General features: G+C 48.0%; 20 protein-coding genes and 1 pseudogene. 1 reads left to right on the top strand and 20 read right to left on the bottom strand.

Features of this window, described 5'->3' with window-relative positions; translation table 11 throughout:
- Nucleotides 1-83: 83 nt before the first annotated feature.
- The 6 genes from gpmA to BN8899_RS18355 form a co-directional block, all read right to left on the bottom strand.
- A complete protein-coding gene (gene gpmA / locus BN8899_RS18330; RefSeq protein ID WP_018336049.1) occupies nt 84-776 on the bottom strand; it encodes a 2,3-diphosphoglycerate-dependent phosphoglycerate mutase in 693 nt (230 codons plus the stop codon).
- Nucleotides 777-828: 52 nt separating this feature from the next.
- Entirely contained in the window at nt 829-1,722 is an 894-nt protein-coding gene (locus tag BN8899_RS18335; RefSeq protein WP_065220454.1) for a phospholipase A, read from the bottom strand.
- Between the two features lie 3 nt (nt 1,723-1,725).
- Entirely contained in the window at nt 1,726-1,974 is a 249-nt protein-coding gene (locus BN8899_RS18340) for a GlsB/YeaQ/YmgE family stress response membrane protein (RefSeq protein ID WP_018336047.1), read from the bottom strand.
- A gap of 87 nt (nt 1,975-2,061) precedes the next feature.
- Nucleotides 2,062-3,096 (bottom strand): inorganic phosphate transporter, encoded by a 1,035-nt coding sequence (locus BN8899_RS18345; protein WP_065220455.1) that lies wholly within the window; start codon nt 3,094-3,096, stop codon nt 2,062-2,064.
- A 5-nt stretch (nt 3,097-3,101) separates the two neighbouring features.
- Entirely contained in the window at nt 3,102-3,752 is a 651-nt protein-coding gene (locus BN8899_RS18350) for a DUF47 domain-containing protein (RefSeq protein ID WP_026207175.1), read from the bottom strand.
- Between the two features lie 88 nt (nt 3,753-3,840).
- Complete coding sequence (locus tag BN8899_RS18355) at nt 3,841-4,839, bottom strand: 4Fe-4S binding protein (RefSeq protein ID WP_065220456.1); 999 nt, start codon at nt 4,837-4,839, stop codon at nt 3,841-3,843.
- A gap of 159 nt (nt 4,840-4,998) precedes the next feature.
- On the opposite strand from BN8899_RS18355, the gene BN8899_RS18360 reads away from it, so the two are divergent.
- Complete coding sequence (locus BN8899_RS18360) at nt 4,999-7,263, top strand: monovalent cation:proton antiporter family protein (RefSeq protein WP_018336043.1); 2,265 nt, start codon at nt 4,999-5,001, stop codon at nt 7,261-7,263.
- Nucleotides 7,264-7,367: 104 nt separating this feature from the next.
- Here the strand turns inward: BN8899_RS18360 and BN8899_RS20530 are convergent, their stop codons facing one another.
- From BN8899_RS20530 to cmk, 14 genes and pseudogenes are all read right to left on the bottom strand, one after another.
- On the bottom strand, nt 7,368-7,970 hold the full coding sequence (locus BN8899_RS20530; protein ID WP_018336042.1) for a hypothetical protein: 603 nt from the start codon (nt 7,968-7,970) through the stop codon (nt 7,368-7,370).
- 44 nt (nt 7,971-8,014) lie between these two features.
- Nucleotides 8,015-9,100, bottom strand: a pseudogene (locus BN8899_RS20535) (DNA polymerase III subunit gamma/tau); the annotation flags it as partial.
- A gap of 102 nt (nt 9,101-9,202) precedes the next feature.
- Nucleotides 9,203-9,961, bottom strand: a complete 759-nt coding sequence (locus BN8899_RS18370) for a tetratricopeptide repeat protein (protein ID WP_082987126.1) — start codon at nt 9,959-9,961, stop codon at nt 9,203-9,205.
- Between the two features lie 31 nt (nt 9,962-9,992).
- Nucleotides 9,993-11,822 (bottom strand): BatD family protein, encoded by a 1,830-nt coding sequence (locus tag BN8899_RS18375; protein ID WP_065220458.1) that lies wholly within the window; start codon nt 11,820-11,822, stop codon nt 9,993-9,995.
- A gap of 50 nt (nt 11,823-11,872) precedes the next feature.
- Nucleotides 11,873-12,673 carry a tetratricopeptide repeat protein gene (locus BN8899_RS18380; protein WP_065220459.1) on the bottom strand — a complete coding sequence of 267 codons (801 nt, stop codon included), beginning with the start codon at nt 12,671-12,673 and terminating at the stop codon, nt 11,873-11,875.
- 18 nt (nt 12,674-12,691) lie between these two features.
- A complete protein-coding gene (locus BN8899_RS18385) occupies nt 12,692-13,744 on the bottom strand; it encodes a VWA domain-containing protein (RefSeq protein ID WP_018336037.1) in 1,053 nt (350 codons plus the stop codon).
- Between the two features lie 54 nt (nt 13,745-13,798).
- Entirely contained in the window at nt 13,799-14,791 is a 993-nt protein-coding gene (locus tag BN8899_RS18390; RefSeq protein ID WP_065220460.1) for a vWA domain-containing protein, read from the bottom strand.
- Between the two features lie 17 nt (nt 14,792-14,808).
- Nucleotides 14,809-15,852: a BatD family protein gene (locus BN8899_RS18395; RefSeq protein WP_231932423.1), complete on the bottom strand. Its 1,044-nt coding sequence runs from the start codon at nt 15,850-15,852 to the stop codon at nt 14,809-14,811.
- Nucleotides 15,853-15,879: 27 nt separating this feature from the next.
- Nucleotides 15,880-16,758, bottom strand: coding sequence for a DUF58 domain-containing protein (locus tag BN8899_RS18400; protein WP_026207173.1), 879 nt, complete (start codon nt 16,756-16,758; stop codon nt 15,880-15,882).
- 129 nt (nt 16,759-16,887) lie between these two features.
- On the bottom strand, nt 16,888-17,880 hold the full coding sequence (locus BN8899_RS18405) for an AAA family ATPase (protein ID WP_018336033.1): 993 nt from the start codon (nt 17,878-17,880) through the stop codon (nt 16,888-16,890).
- 358 nt (nt 17,881-18,238) lie between these two features.
- On the bottom strand, nt 18,239-20,695 hold the full coding sequence (gene priA, locus BN8899_RS18410) for a replication restart helicase PriA (RefSeq protein ID WP_065220461.1): 2,457 nt from the start codon (nt 20,693-20,695) through the stop codon (nt 18,239-18,241).
- A gap of 88 nt (nt 20,696-20,783) precedes the next feature.
- Nucleotides 20,784-21,764, bottom strand: a complete 981-nt coding sequence (pfkA, locus tag BN8899_RS18415; protein ID WP_018336031.1) for a 6-phosphofructokinase — start codon at nt 21,762-21,764, stop codon at nt 20,784-20,786.
- A complete protein-coding gene (locus tag BN8899_RS18420) occupies nt 21,751-22,611 on the bottom strand; it encodes a 4-hydroxy-3-methylbut-2-enyl diphosphate reductase (RefSeq protein WP_018336030.1) in 861 nt (286 codons plus the stop codon). The genes pfkA and BN8899_RS18420 overlap by 14 nt, the downstream gene beginning before the upstream one ends.
- Nucleotides 22,595-23,296, bottom strand: a complete 702-nt coding sequence (gene cmk / locus BN8899_RS18425; RefSeq protein WP_065220462.1) for a (d)CMP kinase — start codon at nt 23,294-23,296, stop codon at nt 22,595-22,597. The genes BN8899_RS18420 and cmk overlap by 17 nt, the downstream gene beginning before the upstream one ends.
- Nucleotides 23,297-23,379 lie beyond the last annotated feature (83 nt).

Raw genomic sequence — 23,379 nt, forward strand, 5'->3', positions numbered from 1 at the left:
AATTCAAAATTGAAGATTGAAAATACAAAATTAATAAAAATCACGGGACTTTATGAACCTTTGACTTATTTGGAAAGTTAATGCTAACTTTCCAAATAATACCGTCGTATCGGGCGCAACCGCTCGTCCAGCTCGTACACTTGCGGCACGCCCGTCGGAATTTCCAGACCAACGATATCCTCGTCGCTGATCCCGTCCAAGTACTTGATTAACGCCCGAAGGCTGTTGCCGTGCGCCACGACCAAAACGGTATTGCCGGCAATCAGGCACGGGGCGATATAATCCTGCCAAAACGGGATAACCCTCGTGATTGTCAACGCCAGCGACTCGCCCAGCGGGAGGACGGCAGGATCGATATTCTTGTACTTATCCTCGAAAACGGCACCCCGAGGATCGTCCGGCGCCAGCAAAGGAGGTGTGACATCAAAACTCCTTCGCCATATATGCACTTGCTCGTCCCCGTACTTCTTTGCCGTTTCCGCTTTGTTTAATCCCTGTAATGCCCCGTAATGCCGCTCGTTCAAACGCCAGTTATGAATCTCCGGGACCCACACCCGGTCGGCTGTCTCTTCCAGCAAATGCAGCGTGCGAATAGCACGTTTCAACACGGAAGAATAAGCCACGTCAAACAACAAGCCGTGCTTCCGGATTAACTCCCCAGCACGGCGTGCTTCCTGCTCCCCTTTCTCACTCAAGTCGACATCCATCCACCCGGTGAACCTGTTTTCCTTGTTCCAGACACTTTCCCCGTGCCGGACTAATATTAATTTATACATAATACATTGCTTTTAAATACAAGGTATTATACGGGAAAACAGGGCTTAAAGTTTAATAATAATTGCGTAAAACGGGCTTAATGCAAATCCCAAACCTCACCATCGACACGTAGCGGTTGTATTCCAACAAATTCTCGGCGTAACCGTTGTAGAACTGCACGAACAGGTATTCGTTGGCGTCACGGCTGGGTTTGAAGTTCACTTCCAAGGTGGTATTCATATTGATAAACTGCCGCCGGGGATTAATCACGGCGGAGCACCACCACCGCTCGTTGGCGCTTTGGTAATTGAAAGCGACGAACCCGTACCCCTTGTACTTCAACAGGTCGGGGTTGCCCTCCTTGTCCACCCAGCCTCCCCATACCTTCAACTGCACGGAAAAACGGTAGTCAATAAACCACGAACCGGACAAGGAGATATAATTCCAACTCCGGGAAGCCAGAGAATCCCGCCCGTTCGACTCGTGCTCGAACGAGAGAACCGCCATCCCCATCAAGTGGTTGCGGTATATCACAGCCTTACTCAGGCTTACCCCGGGGTTGAAGTTATTATCCAAAAAGGGACTGGACTTCCCGTATATGTCCCAAAACGATTTCTGCGTGTAGGTCAAGTACAGGAAAGTCTTAAAAGGAAGAATACTTTTTGTCAGGCGCTGGCGTATGCTAATCTGAAACTTCGCATCCGCTGTGTTCTTGTCGATCTTGTGGTTCGTGGGAATCCCCGTGACAAAGTAATTATCCCGGAATATCCCGAAACTCGGGGTATTGTCGAACAATTCCAAAGCACTTTTCTCGTCGATAGCCACAGATCCCCCGCTCTTACTTTTACCGAGTTCCTCCCGTTCCCGAAGTATCTTTTTTTCCTCGTCCGTCTGCGCCCGCAAAAGCACCGGGCAAAACAAGCAGAACAGAAAGACCGGGATTACCACTTGCCACCTCGTTTCCATAACCTACGAGCTTCTTTTGCTAAGCAAAGACACGATGGCTAACAACACGATAGCTCCCACCGTCGCCGTGACCAGGCTCCCGATAATTCCCGTCGTCCAAATCCCCATCACCCCGAAAAGCCAGCCACCCAACACTCCGCCGATAATACCCACTATCAAGTTCACCAACAAACCCATACCTCCCCCTCGTACAATCTTCCCGGCGAGCCATCCCGCCACGATACCGATTAAAATATACCAAATAAACATCATAACTTATAAGATTTAGATTCATTTGTATATTTAAACTTAATTCGACGGGGAAAGGTTTTAATTATCGACAGAATTAATTTTAGATTGTTACGCCGGCAAGGTCATGAACCAGCCCATGATCCAGTACACGAGCCCGGACATCAAGATTGTTGCGGGAATCGTCAGTACCCATGCCGCCACGATGTTCGTAGCCGTAGCCCAACGCACGGAAGCCACTCCCTTCGTGATGCCGACCCCGATAATAGAACCGGTGATCGTGTGCGTCGTACTCACGGGAATACCCAGCACAGCCGTTCCCATCAGCGTCAAGGCACCGGAAGTTTCGGCGCAGAACCCTTGAACGGGTTTCAAGCGAGCCAACCCGTCGCCCAATGTCTTGATAACCTTCTTGCCACCAACGATAGTACCCAAGGCAATCACCGAATAACAAGTCACGATCAACCAAACCGGCACGTGGAATTCACCCGTGTTCTCGTACAGGTACTCGCTGACGAAGGCATTGCTTCCCGCCACGCTGTACAGCAATATGGCAATGATACCCATTGTTTTCTGAGCATCGTTGGCACCATGTCCCAAACTGAATATAGCGGAAGAAAAAAGCTGTAAACCCTTGAACAAGCCTTCCACCTTCATCGGATGTTTACGTTTGAATATCAACATCGTCAGGCACATCATGAAAAATCCCAGTATCATACCGATAAGCGGGGAAAGCACGATAAACACGGCGATCTTGATAATCCCGGAGGCAACCAAAGCGTCGCTCCCGAAAGTAAACCAAACCGGACCGATCAGCCCACCGATCAAAGCGTGTGACACGCTGATAGGCATCCCGAAATGGGTACACAACCATACCCAGATCACCGAACCAATCAAGGCGGCAAAGATCAAGTATTCGTTAATCCTGGCGGCATCCACAATCCCCTCGCCCATCGTGTGCGCCACGCTGACGCCGAAAATAAAGATAGCCGCAAAATTCCAGAAAGCAGCCCAAAGCACTGCCACGGTAGGAGAAAATACGCGGGTAGCCACTATTGTAGCGATCGAATTTGCCGCATCGTTCATTCCGTTCAAAAAGTCGAAAAGAAGAGCGATCAAAATGGTTAAAAGAACTATTGTCAACATATCGGTCAGGCGAATTTGATGATGATCCCCTTTAAGATGTCGCTTACATCTTTTGCCCGGTCGGTAGCATCCTCGAGTACCTGCCCGATGTTTTTCAATTTAACCAACTCTATCGCATCTTTCTCGTTGGCAAACACGTCACTCATGAATTCCTCGTACAGGTCATCCACGTCATGCTCGATCTGCTTGATTCGAACACATTTCTCGTTTATCTCTTGAGGTCTTTTCTGTATCTGATCCAGAATATCCATAATCTGCCCCAGTATCTTGGCATCCTCAACAATACATTGTGCCATGGCAATCATAAGCTGATTAACACTCTTCGGGCGATACATCAACATCCGTTTTGCCGCATCATGAATAAAATCCAACAAAGTATCCATGCTACTGCCCAAACGGTTGATATCTTCCCGATCAAAAGGGGTTACAAACGTCTTGTTCAACTCCTCGTAAAGTTTCGCCGTGATCATGTCGCCACGGTGCTCGTACTCTTTGACATCCTTGTACAAAGCTTTCTGCCTGTCATGGCTCTGTTCCTGCAAAAGCTCTACCAAAAGTTTCGCCGCCATCTCGATATTAGCAGCTTGCTCGATATACAAAGGATAAAACTTCTTTTCCTTTACCACAAATAATTGAAGAAATCGGTCTATTTTCATTTCATTATTGATTAGTACGCAAATGTACAATCCTCCCGCATATTACTGTGTTAAATTTCCTGAAATATTTATCTTTTTCCGCAATCGTTTACACCCGGGCAATAGAAAGAAAACAAGTAAAAAGTACCAGCGTCGTCCCCAGCCACAAACGCTCTGCCGCGAGGGGCGAAAGCCTGCCGAAACGATACTCCAAAGCCCCGTGCCTACACGCTGCCAAGCAATCCCCGCACAGCGTGCAATTCACCGCCGGACGCCCTTTCAGAACACTCTCCTTCGGCAACACATCATACCGACACACCCGCACGCATGCCATGCAACGCACGCAACGGTCGTTCATCCGAAAACGCCACGGGGACACGTATTTCAAGTAAGACACCAGCGTTCCCGCCGGGCAATACGACGAACAATGCACTGCGATATTCCGCCGATGGGATACAAACACGATGATTCCAACGCCCGCAATTCCCGCAAAAGCCGCTATCACCGTGGCATAGATTGCCGGAATATCAAACAGCCGCAATCCCGCAGCCACGAAAATAAACAACACGAGTACCGTCCAACGGATTCGGGCTCTCGCGGCAGGCTTGATTCCCTGCCGTTTACCGCTCTTCCCCGCCGCCAGATTGTCCCAAACTCCAAAATAACACAACTGGCTGCACCAAGCTCCCCCGGAAAGCAATATCGTAATCAAAAACAGAAAAGGCATAAAGGACATCCCGCCCCGGTAGAACACGCCCGCCGGGATCAAACCCGGTATCGGGAAGTGCAGCTTCCCGGACATCAGAAACACGCTATCCGCGTAAATACCCAATAACAATTGAAGGAAAAAGACCACGGAGAACAACAGCCATATCCGCCGCCGCCAAACGGCACGCCCGGCACGCTCGAACATCTGCGTGTAAAGCCAACCGCTAAACAAGGCAGCCAGCACCACCTGTACCCAACCGCCGCCGGGCAACAACCTTTCCGCCAGCAACAGGGGCGGACCGACCATAACCTGCACGACCGAGAGCAATCCCCCGGTGAACAACATCGTCCACACTGCTCCCCGAATAGCTGCTTTTTCCAAATGACTATCTTTTTCCATAACACCGCAAAGATAATCAATAATCGATTAGCATACCCCGTGCTACCCAAAGATATACCCTGCCGACAAGGACAAAAATCTGCAATAAAGAATGCCGCACCCGATATATTCAATCCATAAAACCATTAACTTTGTCGTCGATAACAAGTAAACAGCTATATGTCGGACATTCCTGTTTTAATTTCGGATTTGGCGGTCATTCTTTTTTCCGCGGGACTAATAACCATTATCTTTAAATGGCTAAAGCAACCGGTTGTGCTGGGCTATATCATGGCAGGCATTATCGCAGGACCTTACACGTTCGGTGGTCCCATGGTCATGGATGCGGCAAATATTCAGATATGGGCTGACATCGGGGTTATTTTCCTGTTATTCGCCCTGGGGCTTGATTTCAGTTTCAAGAAATTAATGAACGTGGGCGGCACCGCCATGATTAGCGCCCTCACCATCGTGGGAGCCATGATGATGTTGGGTTACTCGGCAGGATTGTCGCTGGGCTGGGGACACATGAACAGCCTTTTCCTCGGGGGAATGCTTTCCATGTCCTCCACGACTATCATCTTCAAGGCTTTCGATGATATGGGATTGCGGGGACAACGTTTCGCGGGGGTCGTGTTCGGCATTCTCGTGGTCGAAGACCTCTTCGCCGTCGTACTGATGGTATTGTTGTCCACCCTCGCCGTGAGTAAGCATTTCGAGGGAATGGAAATGGCAAACAGCATCCTCAAACTTGTTGCCTTTCTCGTCTTCTGGTCAATCACCGGAATTTTCCTGATACCCACGTTCCTGAAGAAAGCGAAACAATGGCTGAATGCCGAAACCTTGCTTGTCGTGTCGCTGGGATTGTGCCTCGGCATGGTATTACTCGCCGTCAAAGCGGGATTCTCCGCGGCGTTGGGTGCTTTCGTCATGGGTTCTATTCTGGCGGAAACCGTCGAGGCGGAGAATATCGAACATCTCGTTAAGCCCGTGAAGGATCTCTTCGGGGCTATCTTTTTCGTTTCCGTCGGCATGATGATCGATCCCGCCATGCTGGTCGAGTACTGGTTCCCCATCCTGCTCATTACCCTCGTCGTTGTCGTGGGACAGGTGACATTCGCCGCCTTCGGGGTATTACTCTCCGGACAGAACTTGAAGATAGCCATCCAGTCCGGTTTCTCTCTCGCCCAAATCGGTGAATTTGCTTTCATCATCGCAGGATTGGGAATGTCGCTACACGTGACGGACAAATTTCTGTACCCGATCGTCGTTACCGTTTCGGTACTCACGACCTTCTTCACGCCCTACATGATCCGGCTATCCGAACCCGCCTACCAGTTCGTGGACAGACGAATGCCAAAATCATGGAAACGCTTCATAGACAGGTATAGCACGGGAACGAACACGATACACCACAAGGGAATGTGGTCACAGCTACTCAAAGCACTGTTCCGTATCGTACTCACGTATACGATACTCTCCATTTTCACCATCGCCCTGTTCCTGCAATACCTCACCCCGCTCATCCGGCGGGAATTGCCCGGCATACAAGGCGGGCTTGTCAGTGCCGTGGCGATATTGCTGCTGATTTCTCCCTTCCTGCGTGCAATAATGATGAAGAAGAATCACTCCGAAGAATTTCAATATCTCTGGAATGACAGTAAATACAACCGGGGACCACTAGTGTCACTTATCGTGCTGCGTATAGCCCTGTGTATCGGCATCGTGATGTTTGTCATTTCCAGCCTCGTGAACGTGGCTGCCGGGCTACTGCTAGTGATCGCGAGTGCCATTATTCTGTTTTTCATCTATTCCAAACGGCTGAAAAAATACTCGATACAACTAGAACGGCGTTTCTTGCGAAACTTCACGGCACGCCAACAAGAACAGGAACGCAAAGCCCCGATCAAACAACGTTTCGTGAAACATTTACTCGACCGGGATCTCCACTTGGCTGATTTCGAGGTATCGCAATCCTCTCCCAGCGTCGGGAAAACTCTGAAAGAATTGAACTTCCGTCAGACTTGCGGAGTAAGCGTCGTTACCATTACCCGCGGAGAGGAACGCATCAATATTCCCGGCGGAGAGGAACGTCTGTACCCGTTCGACCACATCATCGTGGCGGCAACGGACAACGAGATTGAAGTATTCCGTAAATTCGTGGAAGACCGGGTAGAAAAAAGGAAACAGGAACTAGAACGGCAACGTCCCCCCGAGGTCAGCCTCGAGCAATTCATCATCGAAGAGGGTACACCACTCGTGGGGCACACCATCCGGGAATCCGGCATCCGTGACAAAGCTGCCTGCCTGGTTATCGGCATCGAACGTAACGGTACCTCCACCATGAACCCCACTCCGGACACCGTGTTCGAGGCTGGCGACGTCATTTGGATCGTTGGCGAGAAAGATAAATTACTCCATCTGGCAGCAGGAGAAACAATCTAGGATTTCAGCCACACAAGTAACATTTTATCAATCAAGGAATCGACAACCGAATCATTCAATCTAAAATTTAAAATCTAAAATGAATAAGTTCCTCCCTTTAAACTTTATTCTATTTCCAACCCGAAAAGGGCTTTCAATTCACCCACGGCAGGATTGATCGACGCAAAATGCTCAAATTTATCTTTGGCGGTAAACAAACGCTTCTTCTCCTCCCCGTCGTTCTTATCCACGTAGATTTGCACGTTCAGTGTAATAAAACCATTATTCAATTTCTTCATCAGGAAAGAAAGCAAAACCGGGTGCAAATCCATCGTCCGGGTCAACAGAAAGTCATTGTCGACCTCAAGCGTAATAACAAACCCTTCGACTTTTGGGGCATGGGAGGAAAGGGCTATTTTAGTTGCCTTATCTTCATCGCCCAACGTGGTAATATATGATTCCAGCGCGGCTGTGACATCTGCGGCGGTAAATTCGCTTTGAGCTTTCACCCGGTTGTCTTCCGTTCTCAAACCTTGCCCGTCTTGCTGGTCGTTAGCCTTCTCCTTCGTTTCTTCCAACGCCTTTTTCAAATTGAAAGAATGAATATTCTCGGGCTTGTAGATTGGTTTCTTTGTCGTTTCGGCATGCGGCGCTTCCACGGGTGGTGCAGCAACCACACCCCCGTTCGCTTGTTGAAATTTGCCGTTGAATCCCTCAATCTTCAACAACCCGGCAAATTCTTCTATGCTAAGGCTTTTTTTTTTAATTCATTGATCTGACACAATTTAATCAGTGTAAGTTCCACGCACAAGCGCTTCTCCATACGGATTTTATATTGCATCTCGCACTGTTCTACGACTTTCAGCGCATCAAAAATGAAATCGGGAGTCACTGCCTGTGCTTGTTGCAAATAACGATCTTTAATGGAAGCACTCACTTCCAGCAATTGCACCGTGATCGGTTCCTTTGCCACCAGTAAATCCCTGAAATGCCGCCCGAGTCCCGATATAAGGTTACCGGCATCGAATCCCTTCTCCATGATCTCATTGAAAAGCAGAAATGTTTCCGCTACTTTCCCGGCATAAAACAGATCGGTCAACCGAAAATAGTAATCGTAATCCAACACGTTCAGGTTCTCGATCACCTTGTCATAAGTCAGATTTTTTCCGCAGAAACTCACTACTTGGTCAAAGATCGAAAGAGCGTCACGCATTGCCCCGTCAGCCTTTTGCGCAATCACGTTCAAGGCTTCTTCCTCTGCCTGTATTCCCTCTTTCGCCGCGATACGTTTCAAATGGTCTATCGTATCGGGGACTTTAATCCGGTTGAAATCGTATATCTGGCAACGCGACAATATCGTCGGCAGTATCTTGTGTTTCTCCGTCGTGGCGAGAATAAATATAGCGTGGGCGGGCGGTTCTTCCAAAGTCTTCAAAAAAGCGTTGAAAGCCGAAGCACTCAACATATGCACCTCGTCGATGATATAAACGCTGTAACGTCCAACCTGCGGCAAAATGCGCACTTGGTCTACCAATCCCCGGATGTCATCCACGCTATTGTTGGAAGCGGCATCCAATTCATGGATATTCAGCGAACGCCCGTCATTAAACGCCTTGCAAGATTCGCACTCGTTACACGGCTCGGCATTCGGTTGCAAGTTCATGCAATTAATTGTCTTGGCAAAAATACGGGCACACGTCGTTTTCCCGACACCACGCGGTCCACAGAACAAATAAGCTTGCGCCAGTTGTCTATTGAGGATCGCATTTCTCAACGTGGATGTGATCGAGTGTTGCCCGATCACGGTATCGAAACTTGCAGGTCTGTATTTACGCGCCGAAACAATATAATTCTCCATGAATAATAACTTTCAATTTACTTTTGACTTTCTTTGAACATCGGTCTACAAAATTACAAAGTAAAATGAATTATCTCTCTACAAAATCAATTAATTTTTTTATCATATTTTCTCCAAATCGGTTTTAGCGATCCATCCTTCGTTTCCATCCGCCAAACGCACGTTATACCAATCGCCCAAAGAGCCGATTACCTGCACTTTCAACCCCTCGTGTACCATGAAAAGCTCCGTACCGCTATTATCGGGCGCTCCGCGTACCACCACGCTCGGCGTCATGATAATGCCACTATCACGATTCGTCACGCGATGATATTGCTTCATGGCAAAGAATATCGTCATAATCGACACGAGCAACAAGATAATACCCAAAGTAAACCAACTCTTCTTTAAAGAAATCGTGGTTGCATGGAAGAATAACGCCGCCATTACCAAAAAAGCTATAAAGAGAGCCACGGAAACATAAGCCCACTGGTCTGCCGTAAGAGCAGTGACAAACGCGTTATACCAACGCACGAGGAACAACTCCGGTAACACCTTGATATTATCCACTGTAGCCTGTTGTGCCAGTTTCAAGTTATACTTGGCATCCTTATCCCCGGGCTTGAGCAACAAAGCCCGCTCGTAATTCAAAATAGAACGGGAAATCTCCCCGATCTTGTAATAACAATTGCCCAGATTATAATAGACAGAAGCCGATTCCATATCATCCGCCAGAATCTCATTATATAAATCTATCGCTTTCTGGTAATTTCCTTCCTGATACATCTTTGTCGCCTCGTCTTCCAAAGCCTTGTCATCAGTGGCAAACGCGACAATTCCGGATAACAGCAAAACCAAAATTATATATACCTTCTTCATCATCTTCAATTTTCAATTGTACATTTTCAATTGCCTAAATCGCTTTATCCAATTTCGTGATAATAGATATACTATCCTTGTACACCTTATCCATCTCCTCACCCTGGTTCGCACCGGGAGCATAACGGGCATACTCACAATGGTCAAGCACATCTATAAAACCCTGTATTAAAGCCGCATCCGTACCCCGACGGGTTAAAATATCGCTGATATTATCCCGGTTCAATTCAGAAGCGGAAACATTCAATTTATAACTCACGTATCCCCACATGGCATTCAGAACTTCCTGATAGAACAACTCAGAATTACTTGCCTTCATGGCTACCGCGGCAGCTTTCAAGCGTTTCTGTGCCATCTTATTTGCCGTTTTACTCTTCATGCGTACCAAGTCGGCATTCGCTTTTATCCGTCGGCGATTCAGAATCATCCCGATCACGAACAGCACGAAAGGAATAATGAAACTCAACCAATAAGACATCGTCGCGAAATATTGAATCCCCTTCGGGCTCAAATCACTCTTGCCGGATTTGATGAAACGAATATCCTGCCCTAACACACGCACATCCTCTTTCTTGAAGGATTGCAAGGCAGCCTCTCCCGCACTGGAACTGGCTTCATTCCCTTTCGCCACCCGAATCGTGTATTCATCCCCTTTCAACATCTTATAAGTATTGGATTTCGGGTCGAAATAGGAATATTGTATTGCCGGGATCTTGTATTCTCCCGCGTAACGGGGAATAACGATATATTCATACGTAACTGTCCCGGAAGTACCGTTTATATCTTTCGTAACCTTCGGGTCATACACGTCAAAGTCATGTGGGAAATTGATCTTTGGTGCGTTCAACAATTTCATATTCCCGTTACCCCGCAACACGACTTTATAAGTCAACGCATCATTCGCCCTCAACGTATCGGTAGACACGGAGGTCGCCATAGAAAGCGTTCCGACCATACCGCTAAAGCCTAACGGTTTTCCGGTTTCCGGCAAACTCTTCACGGTAATATTTACCGGATCACTCTCGCAAAGTACCCGAACATCCCGGTATCCCCCAAAGAAATCGTCGAATATACTACCTGCACGTCCTGTTGTACGCTGACGAACCAAACATACAATCTCATAGGGATCTATCTTCAATGTTCCGGCGTGCTGGGGGAATAAGATATTCTCCTGCAACACACCCACCTGGTCGTAGATTTTCCCGTTATATTCTTCCCGGTTCAACCGGATTTGCCCGATCTTCTTTTCTTCCGTCAAAAAGCCATCGAAAGCGGGTACCTTTTTCCATTGTATATCGGCAAGATTTACCCGGGAATACACTTTCAACGTGGCGACAAGACTTTCACCCACGTACAATGATTTCCGGCTTACTTCCAATTTCAAAAACAGATCATCTTTTTTTATCGAGGTACTACCGCGCGGCTCTTCCCGCTGCTGACTGTTATTCCGGTTACCGCTATTATTCCCCCGTGATTCACCCGAACCCTTAATCACCTTGATCTTGACTGCCTCGGACTTATACTCCTTTCCGTCAACCGTGACCGTCGCCGGTTCTATCGTGTACTCGCCTTCTTCCCTCGCTTCCAAAACATACGTATAAGTAAACTGCGAACTTTGTTCCATCTTACCGTTTATATTGGAAAAACTCATTGAAGTGCTTAACGACGGTCCTGCCAATAAATCAAACCCCTTCAAGGTCGGCACCTGCAAATTCTCGCCTTGCTTGTTTAACGTGTAAGAAAGCCGGAATTGCTCCCCGACCTCCACCACGGAAGGAGCCGAAACATCAAACGTCGTCTTTTGGGCAAATACCTTTGTCCCCCCTATAACACATAACAATAATGCTATAATTAATGACCTCATCTGTTTTATTCTTTTTGATTCTGTTATACCCTTTGACTCATTCTGCAAAATTACCAATTTTTCTCAATCTTCATCTTTTTCGTTTTCTGCGTCTGGGCTTTATCTTTTTGTACTTTTTCCTGTGTTTTTTGCTCATCAGCCTCTAAAGCTTCCAGCAAACGTTCGGCATCCTCTTTGGATATTTTAGGCTGCTGCTGTTGTTGCTGCTGGTCTTTCTTATCCTGTTGATCCTTGTTTTGCTGATCTTTATTTTGTTGATCCTTATTCTGGTCTTGCTGATCTTTGTTTTGATCTTTATTCTCTTGATCCTTACTGTCTTTATTTTGATCTTGCTGATCTTTATTCTGGTCTTTGTTTTGATCCTTATTCTGGTCTTTGTTCTGATCCTGATTTTGATCTTTATTCTGATCTTTATTCTCCTGATCCTGCTTCATCTTACGGGCAAATTCCAGATTATATTTCGTTTCCTGCGAATTGGGGCGATTCCTCAACGATTGTTTGTAAGCCTCAATACTCTCGTCCAATTTATTCATCGACAAAAGAGTATTCCCAATATTATGATACAACTCGCCCAATTTCTCCTTGTCCTTCTCGTTCTGAGCCAAAGATTGGAATTGTTGCAACGCCTCATCATACTTCTTTTGCTTGTACAAAGCATCCCCGAGATTGAAAGCTCCCTCGTAGGACTTCACTTCCGTGTCCAACGCCTTGCGGTATTCCACCTCGGCTTTCTCGAAGTCCTGCTTATTGAACAAGTCATTTCCACCCCGGATAAACTTCCGTTCCTGCTGCGCAAATAACGGGCTACTCACCATTACCGCTAGTATCATTGTCATTAAAACTTTCACCATATCACTCCATTTCAATGTTTATCGACTACCTTCAACACGCTTTTCTTCCGTACCGAAGATATTAATCTTCAAGAAATTCTTATTCTTACGTCCCAATATCATGAAATCCAATAGAATAAAAATCAATGCCATTATCAAGAAATACTGGTATTTATCCGCGTAATCCGCAAATACCCGTTCTTCCAGCAAGGTCTTATCCATCCGGTTGATTTCATCCAACAAGGTATTCAACCCCACGTTGGAATTACTTGCCCGAACAAAAATACCTTCACCCGCTTTAGCAATCTCCTTCAATGTCTGCTCGTCCAGTTTGGAAATAACGGGATTACCGCTTCCATCCCTCATATACTGACCGGGATTACCTTTCTCCGGGATAGGAGCTCCCTGTGCCAATCCCATTCCTATCGTGTGCACGTATATTCCTTTTTCTCGAGCAGCCTTTGCCGCGGCAATTGCGTCATCCTCATGATTCTCGCCATCCGTGATGACAATGATCGCTTTCGAGGCTTCCGTATTCGACGTAAAAGACTTGGCAGCCAAATCAATCGCCGTTCCGATCGCCGTTCCCTGAATCGGAACTATATCCGTGTTGATGCCCGACAAGAACAATTTAGCTGAAGAATAATCCGTCGTGATCGGTAACTGCACGTACGCATCCCCGGCAAACACGATCAACCCCACCTTGTCATCACTCAACTTTTCCACCATCCGGGAAATAGCTTGTTTCGCCGCATCCAACCGACTTGGCTTGATATCCTGCGCCAGCATGGAATTAGACACATCCAACGCGATAATCAACTCCACGCCTTCCTTCTTCACCTGCTGTAACTTGGAACCGAACTGCGGTGCCGCCACCCCAAGAATGACAAAAAACAAAGCGATCAATACCATAACGAACTTCCACGTAGCCCGCTTCGGCGATTGCAATGGCATCAACGTTGCCAACAATTCCGGATTCCCGAATTCTGCTATTGCCTTCTTCTTGCGTATCCTAGCTACCACGTAAAATACGATTAGTAAAGGAATTACTATCAGCAAGTATAATAAATCAGGATGTGCAAACCTAAACATAACCTTATCAATTTTTAGATTTAATAATTTATAAAATCTCCCAATCGCTCAATCCTATGGAATTTTCCTCAATAACATGTATCTGCCTAACGCTTCCAGAATCAACAACAAAGCTCCGATCAAAGCAAAATAGAAAAACTGCTCGTTCTTCCGGCTGAAATGTTTCACTTCCACCTTACTTTTCTCCAATTTATCAATCTCTTGATATATCTGTTCCAGCTTCTTGTTATCCGTGGCTCGGAAATATTTACCCCCGGTCATATCGGCGATTTGAGTCAGGACATCTTCATCTATCTCCACCGGCATCCGTTGCAATTGCACGCCGAAAGGTGTTTGCACGGGATAAGGAGCCTCCCCCAGCGATCCCACGCCAATCGTGTACACCCGGATACCGAAAGTCTTCGCCAACTCCGCAGCCGTCATGGGAGCGATTGATCCCCGGTTATTGATACCGTCAGTCAACAAAATAACCACCTTCGACTTTGCCTTACTGTCTTTCAAACGGTTGACCGCGTTTGCCAACCCCAACCCGATAGCCGTACCATCCTCGATCATTCCGCTACGAATATCTTTCATCACGTTGATCAGCACCGCCTGATCCGTCGTCAAGGGACTCTGCGTGAAACTCTCCCCGCTGAATACGACCAACCCGATCCGGTCCTGCGGACGTTCCTGTATAAAATTCGTGGCTACTTCCTTGGCTGCTTCCAGTCGGTCGGGAGTAAAATCCCGCGCCAACATACTACCGGAAATATCCAAAGCCAACATAATATCTATACCTTCGCTATTATACGTTTGCCAATTCGAACTGGATTGCGGTCTAGCCAAAGCAAACACCAAAAACACGATGGCGATCACTCTTGCCGCGAACAACAAATGACGCAACCAGATCCGATTTCCCCGCTTCATCAGCTTAAACACCCGGATAGAAGAAAACTTCATATCGGCGTGCGATTGCTTCTCCTTGAAAATATACCAGACTATCATCGGTACCAGTACCAACAATAACCAAAAGTATTCGGGGTTTGCAAATTCATATCCAAACATATTCTCAATTTTAGATTTTAGATTTCATGATTTTTCTCCCCTTCTTGCTTTGTCGCCTCCGCGGCTGCCTTCTCCGCGGCCTCTCGTTCCTGCTGTTCCCTCAACTCCTGCTCCAGACGCTCTTTCTCGTTCGCCTCCCGGATCGTGTCATTCGTCTCTTGCACGAAATCATAAGCGATATCCAAGTTGCGCACGTTCTCGTCCTGCAAAGGTTCAGCCTTAGCAAACTTCACGAAATCGGCAGTTTCGAACATATCCGCCAATTTATCCCGTTGCTTGGCATTCACCTGCTCGCATTTCTCCAACGCCTTCAACGTCTCGAAAGAAGTTTGTTCCATCGCCGAAATACCTAACTCCCCGTCCAAATAATTCCGGATTGTATCGGTCAACTGCGTGTAATACTCTTTCGTCTTGCCGTTTTGCCACAATTTCTCTTTCTTAATTTCTTCCAAAGCCTTCATGGCAAGCACGTACGGAGGTATAGCCGGTTTCTCGTGACCGAACAAAGTCTTACGGGATTTTCTAAACTTGATAATCCAGATAACCAATAATATGACCACAACGACCAACAACGTCCATAACAAATAAGGCAATATCTCGGCAAACGTCCAAGGCGCAGCCAAAGGCATCACGATATCGAAATTCCCCTTTTGCGGATCGACCACGAAAGTATTCACGATCAACTCCAGCGGGTCTGTCCGCAGAGTATTGTTATAGCTTTCCTGCTGTATCTCGATCGGCATGGGAGGAATCATGAACACCCCAGAATCAAAAGAGGTAATCACGTAACTTTCCTGCACAAGCATCCGACCGTCACTCTCCTTGATCGAATCCCGGACAGGACCGGAAATAATCTCCACCCCCTTGGTCAACGTGTCTTTCAATTGAGGGAACACGATTTTCAATCCCGGTTCCGCCTTTACTTTCATTCTGAAATTGATCTGGTCACCAATCATGATATAATTGGTGTCGAGCTCTGCCGCGTATTCCCTGCTCTGCGCCTTCAATCCCCCGATACCGGACAATAGCAATATTACGAATAGAACAACTCTATTTTTCATTTTCAATTCTCCATTTTCAATTTTCAATTAATAGCCAGCCCCTCTTCTCTTGAACAACGCGATCAACGACCTCACGTAATCTTCATCGGCACTGATGGATGCCATATCCACCCCGGCATGCTTGAATATCCGATCCAATTCCTTGTCCCGTTCCAGGGCATACGCCTCGAACTGATCCCGAACCTTTTTGTCGGCTGTATCCACCCACACGCTTTCGCCCGTTTCCGCATCCGTCAAGTACATCAATCCCACGGGCGGCAACACCTTCTCCCGGCGGTCGTACAATTGCAAAGCCACCAAATCGTGCTTCTTGTTCGCGATCATCAAAGGATGCTCGAAATCATGTTCGTCCATAAAATCTGAAATCAGAAAACAAGTGCAACGCTTCTTGATGGCATTCGTCAAGTATTGCAAAGCCATCGCTATATTGGTCTGCTTACGTTCCGGGTAGAAATCTACCAATTCCCGAATTATATGCAGGATATGCGTACGTCCCTTCTTCGGCGGGATAAACTTCTCGATTTGATCCGAGAAGAAAATCACCCCGATCTTATCATTATTCTGGATAGCCGAGAAAGCCAGCACAGCCGCGATCTCCGTGATCTGGTTCTTTTTCAGCTTCGAGACAGTTCCGAAATTACGCGAGGCACTCACGTCGATCAGCAACATCACCGTCAGTTCGCGTTCCTCCTCGAATATCTTCACGTAAGGATGATTGTAACGGGCAGTCACGTTCCAGTCGATACTACGGATATCGTCCCCGTACTGGTACGCCCGCACCTCACTGAACGTCATTCCCCGACCCTTGAAAGCCGTGTGGTATTCCCCTGCGAAAATATTGCTCGACAATCCCCGCGTCTTTATCTCGATCTGCCTAACACGTTTTAATAAATCTGAAGTCTCCACCTTATTAATTTTAGATTTATCGATTTTAGATTTTAGATTCCAGCCGCACAAAGCCGCCACGTCCTTTGATCGAAAATCTCAAACTGAAAATCATTTCATTTTCAATTTTCAACTTTCAATTTTAAATTACTAAGGCACCTCTACCGTGTTCAAAATTTCGCTGATAATATCCTCACTCGTCAGGTTATTAGCTTCAGCCTCATAGCTCAAACCAATACGGTGGCGCAACACATCATGGCAAACGGCACGCACATCCTCCGGGATCACGTACCCGCGGCGTTTGATGAACGCGTAAGCCTGTGCCGCCTTCGCCAAACTGATACTAGCACGGGGTGAAGCACCGTAAGCGATCATGGAAACAAATTTTTCCAACCCGTGTTCCTGCGGGTAACGAGTCGCGAACACGATATCCACGATATATTTTTCAATTTTCTCGTCCAAATAAACTTCCTTCACCACTTCACGGGCACGCAAAATATCTTCCGGTTGAAGAATCGTATTGGACACCGGGAAAGTCTTTTCCAAATTCTGGCGAACAATCAATTTTTCCTCGTCTTTTTTCGGGTAATCGATCACCACCTTCAACATGAAACGGTCGACTTGCGCTTCCGGCAACGGGTAAGTACCTTCCTGCTCGATCGGGTTTTGCGTAGCCATTACCAGGAAAGGCTCGTCCAACTTGTAAGTCATATCCCCGATCGTCACCTGGCGTTCCTGCATAGCCTCAAGCAAAGCGGATTGCACCTTTGCCGGGGCACGGTTAATTTCATCCGCCAGGATAAAATTAGCGAAAATAGGACCTTTCTTTACCACAAACTCCTCTTTCTTCTGGGAGTAGATCATCGTACCCACAACGTCGGCGGGCAACAAGTCCGGGGTAAACTGGATTCGACTAAATTTAGCATTAATAATATGTGCCAAGGTATTGATCGCCAAAGTTTTTGCCAACCCGGGAACACCCTCTAATAAAATATGCCCATTAGAAAGCATACCGATCATAAGTCCTTCCACCAGGTGCTTTTGTCCGACAATCACCTTGTTCATCTCCATGTTAATCATATCGACAAAAGAACTCTCTTGTTGTATGCGCTCGTTCAATGCTTTGATATCAACCGTATTCATATCATTGATTTTTATATTGATTTATAATACTATATTTAAACGTCAAAAATACCACATCGGTTTCAAACTTACGGGAAAGAGTTTTTCAAATCCCTATCTCCGTTTCCGTTTTTCCAAAAATAGAGATTATTCCGTCAAATGTTAAAACCAAAGCTACTAAATAATGTTAATGCAAACTTTAAGGTTTTCCCAAATAATTTTTAATCTCGTCTTAAATTACGGATTATTACTGAGATAAGGCTACAATTTTAACATTTAACACTTTCCTGTCGCACATTTATTAACAATCAGCCTCTCGAAAACTGCTTATTTTCCCCCACAATCACTTAACAATAAGTAGAAATCTTGAAAATTTCATTCACAACGGGTCTATATCGAAATAAATTTTCAACCCTTTGCCCGTTTCTCCTTTTAACAATTCGTCGCATTTCTGCCGGAGAAAAGACTTCAGTTTCGACAAAGAGAGTCCTTGTTCTGCTTTGATTAACACCTGTATACGATACATCTTCCGAATCCTCCCCACTTCCGGTTCCGCCGGACCACACACCCGACGTTCCAACCGCTCCCGCAACTTTCTCGCCAACTCGTTGGCAGCGTTACGCAATGAATACTCGTCCGTGTGCCTCAACTCAATCTGGATCAATCGAGAAAAAGGAGGATAATTAAACATCTCCCGTTCGCACGACAAGAACGTGTAGAACCCGTGAAAACTCCCTTTCCTCACCAATCGGTACACCCGGTTCTCCCGGTCGGCAACCTGGATAACCACTTTCCCCCGTTCGCCTTTCCGTCCGCTACGCCCGCTCACTTGCATCAGCATATCATAAGCCCTTTCTTCCGCCCGAAAATCAGGGAAACTAACCAGACTATCGGCATCCATCACCCCGACCAATTTCACCCGTTCGAAATCCAGCCCCTTGGACACCATTTGCGTGCCGATCAATATATCCAGATTCCCCGCCTCGAACTCGTCGATCAAAGCTCGGAATTTCACTTTATTACTCATCACTTCCAAATCCATGCGAGCCACCCGGGCATCCGGGAAATACTGCTTCACCTCTTCCTCTATCCGTTCCGTCCCCGGGGTACGATTCACGTAATGCCCCTGACCGCATTCCTCGCAAACCGCCGGCACAGACCGCAAACTGCCGCAATAATGGCAATTCAACGTGTTACGGAACCGATAATAAGTCATGCTCACGTCGCAATGCTTGCATTTCAAAACAGAACCACAACGGTCACATTGCAGATAAGTAGAATACCCCCGCCTGTTCTGGAACAGGATCACCTGCATTCCCTTCGCCAACACCTGTTTCATCTCCTCGTGCAACACGGGTGTAAAACTCCCTTTCATCATCTTTTTCCGGCGATACTCTTTCACGTCCACGAATATCAACTCCGGCATCATCACCTCACCGAACCGGGTAGCCAACTCCACGAAACCGTACTTGCCGCTCATGGCATTCTGGTAACTCTCGAACGAGGGAGTGGCAGACCCCAACAAAATCTTCGCCCCGTTCATCTTGCCAAGCATAATGGCAGCATCCCTCCCGTGATAACGGGGCGCGGGCTCTTTCTGCTTGTAGGAAGCCTCGTGTTCCTCGTCTACAATAATCAACCCCAGCCGCCGGTAAGGCAAGAAAATAGAGGAACGCACACCGAGCACCACGGGATAAGGCTCCGTCCCGTTCTGTTTGCGCCACATCTCGGCACGGGCATTGTCCGTCATTCCCGAGTGATACACCCCCACTCGGTCGCCGAACACCCGCCTCAAACGCTTCACGATCTGCACCGTCAATGCGATCTCCGGCAACAGATACAACACCTGTTTCCCCTGCCGTATCGTTTCTTCTATCAAATGTATATATACCTCCGTTTTCCCGGAAGAAGTCACCCCCTGCAACAACACGCAATCCTTCTCCTTGAAATCCTCCCGGATCTTCACCAACGCCTGTTCCTGCGCCTCGGATAAAGCGTGCATGTCCCGCGTTTCCTCCCCCGCGCTATCCAGACGGCTTACCTCAACCGCCGCGATCTCCAACACCCCCCGTTCACACAATCCCTTCAACGCTGAAGCAGAATTGCCGATCAACCGTGCGAACTCCGCCCTCGGTAACGAATCCGCGTGATTCTCGTCGCAATATATAATCCAGTCGCACAACATCTTCTGTTGCGCCCTCGCCCGCTTCAACTCATCCATGATCTTCCCCAACTCTTCGTTAGAAAACTCCCTCGCCCAACGAACCAACCGTTCCAACTTGGGCTTAAACAGATCATCCACGGACTCTTTCACTTGAATAACACCCCGTTCCAACAAAGAGCGCACCGCCACGTACACGTCTTTCTTCCGCAACAGCTTCTCCACCTCCGCCATGCAAATCTCCCCGTTTTGCCGGAACACTCCGAGGACCTCCCGTTCTGCCGGACTCCACTCTCCCGCCTCAAACCCTCCCTCTTTCCATTCTCCCGACAGGCAAAGGCTCGTGTAACTTTCCAGACGCATGGCGACAGGCAACGCCGCCCGGGTCACCTCTCCCGGGGGAGCCATATAGTACTCGCTCAACCACAGCAAAAACTTCAAATGAGATTCGGAAAGGGCAAAACCTTCCTCTATCACCCGTTCGATAGGTTTAGCCTCGAACCCCACGGGAGGATTAGAATGTAACGCGTAAATGACCCCCGTGTAGCGTTTGTTTCTCACGAACGAAACAACCACAAGTGCCCCCACCGTTACCGAACGTTCATATTCTTCCGGTACCGAATAAGTAAAAAAACTCTCCACACCCAGGGGGATGATGACGTCAGCGTACAACAAAACGAATTACAATTATTCAGTGATTTAGTGATTGCCGATAGAGTGATTAAAGAATCGCCTAATCACTCTATCGGCAATCACAGAATTATTAAATGGACAAGATTTCCGTCAACCCCAACAAATTATTGTTCAACGGTTTGGTATTCTTGATCGCTTTATTGAACGGAATATGCACGATATCCTTGTTCATGATACCCACCATAATACTGGTCTGGTCATCCAGCAAAGCATCCACGGCTGCCACGCCCAGCGTACTTGCCGTCACGCGGTCGAATGCCGAAGGCGATCCGCCCCGTTGGATATGCCCCAACACGGTCACCCGCACGTCATACTCGGGATGCTTTTTAGCGATCTTATCCGCGATCGTGTAAGCCCCTCCCGACTTATCCCCTTCTGCCACGATCACGATACCGCTCGATTTATGGGGTTTATAATCATGTTCCAAGAACTTGTCCAGATCGTTCACGTCCGTTTCGATCTCCGGCACCAACACCGCTTCCGCACCCGTGGCAACCGCCGAACGCAAGGCAATAAAACCGGCATCACGTCCCATCACCTCGATAAAAAACAAACGGTTGTGAGCGCTCGCCGTGTCGCGTATCTTGTCGACAGCCTCTACCACGGTATTCACCGCCGTGTCGTACCCGATCGTGTAATCCGTACCGTACAAATCGTTATCTATCGTACCGGGAATCCCCACGACAGGCACATTATGCTCTTGGCATAGCAAGCGGGCTCCCGAGAAAGTTCCATCCCCGCCGATCACCACCAGCGCATCCAGCCCCAACTTCTGCATTTGCTCGTAAGCCTTCGTTCGCCCCTCCGGGGTACGGAATTCGGCACTCCGCGCCGTTTTCAGAATCGTTCCTCCCCGTTGGATGATATTACTCACGTCATGAGATTCTAATTTTCTCACATTCCCTTCGATCAACCCTTCATAGCCATCGTAAACCCCATACGCCTCGCAGCCGTTAAATATTGCCGCTCTCACCACCGCCCGAATCGCGGCATTCATTCCCGGTGCATCCCCTCCCGAGGTTAAAACACCTATTTTATTAATCTTTCCCATAACTCGTATTAATTGAAAATTGTATCTCTTCCATCACCCATCTCGGTGTAGAGGTCGCCCCGCTGATTCCGACGCTTTCCGCTCCCTCGAACATGTCAGCCCGCAAGTCGTCTACTCCCTGCACGAAATAGGTTCTCGGGTTCACTTCCCGGCACACGGCGAACAATTGTTTGCCGTTAGAACTTTTTTCCCCGCTCACGAACAATACCACGTCATGCTGCACGGCGAACTCCCTCAACTGTGGTATCCGGTTAGCCACCTTGCGGCAAATCGTGTCGTTCACCTCCACACTACCCCGGGCATTTTCCCGCACCAGCTCCACGATTCGCTTGAACCCGTCGAGGCTCTTCGTCGTCTGCGAGAACAGGATCACCGGTTGCGAGAAATCAATTCCCCCCAAATCTTCCTCCCGCTCCACGACCAGCGCTTCCCCGTTCGTCTGTGCCACCAGCCCGTTCACCTCGGCATGCCCCCGCTTCCCGTAGATCACCACCTGCCCGCCATTCACTTTCACCCGTTCGTATGCCGCCCGAATCTTCTGCTGCAAATTTAATACCACGGGACACGAAGCGTCAATAACTTCGATACCGTTCTCCTTCGCCAACACGTAAGAACTCGGCGGTTCTCCATGCGCCCGGAACAACACCCGGCAATCTTTCAACCCGGCAAATGCCTCGTGGTCTATCGTCCGCAGTCCCAACCCCTTCAAGCGGTCAACTTCACGGCTGTTATGCACGATGTCCCCGATGCAGTAAAGCTCTCCCCTTTGCAATTCTTCTTCCGCCTTGGCAATGGCGTTCACCACACCGAAACAGAAACCGGAATTTTCATCAATCTCTACTCTCATATCTTGAACGAATGATCTGTATCATCTTCTCCACTTCTTCCTCCACCGTCATATCGCTATTATCAATCAACACGGCATCCGGCACCCGCACCAGCGGGGCAGTTGCCCGGTGTTCGTCAATATAATCCCGCTTCCGCACGTTCGCCTCCACCTCCTCGTAAGTTACCCGCTCGCCCTTCTCCGTCAACTCTTTGTAACGCCGCTCGGCACGCACCTCGGGACTCGCCGTCATGAAAAACTTCACTTCAGCGTTCGGGAATACCACGCTGCCGATGTCCCGTCCGTCCATGATCACCCCCCCCTCGCGTGCCATCTCCCGCTGCTTCTCCACCAACAACTCCCGCACGTAAGGCAACGCGGCAACCACGCTCACGTTACCGGACACATCCATTCCCCGGATCGCCGCTTCCACGTACTCCCCGTCCATGTACGACTCGTAACGCCGCTTCCCTTCATCATATTTAAAACCGAAAACGATCGTCGGGAGCACCCGTTTCAACCCCTCGTCGTCCACCTTGCCGTCACGGATTAACCCGTCCCGCATTGCTTTCAACGTCACGATCCGGTACATCGCTCCCGTGTCAATATAAGTATATCCTAAACGTGCCGCCAAAATCTTGGACACCGTGCTCTTCCCTGTCGAAGAATGCCCGTCCACGGCAACTATCAAACCTTTCTTTTTCATCTTTATCAAATCTATTCGAATGGCGAAGATACAAAAAAAGGAGACACCATAAACCTCCACATGAAATAAAGAAGAAATCCTTA

It is taken from the genome of Butyricimonas sp. Marseille-P2440, from assembly GCF_900091675.1.
GTDB classification, from domain to species: Bacteria; Bacteroidota; Bacteroidia; order Bacteroidales; family Marinifilaceae; genus Butyricimonas; species Butyricimonas synergistica.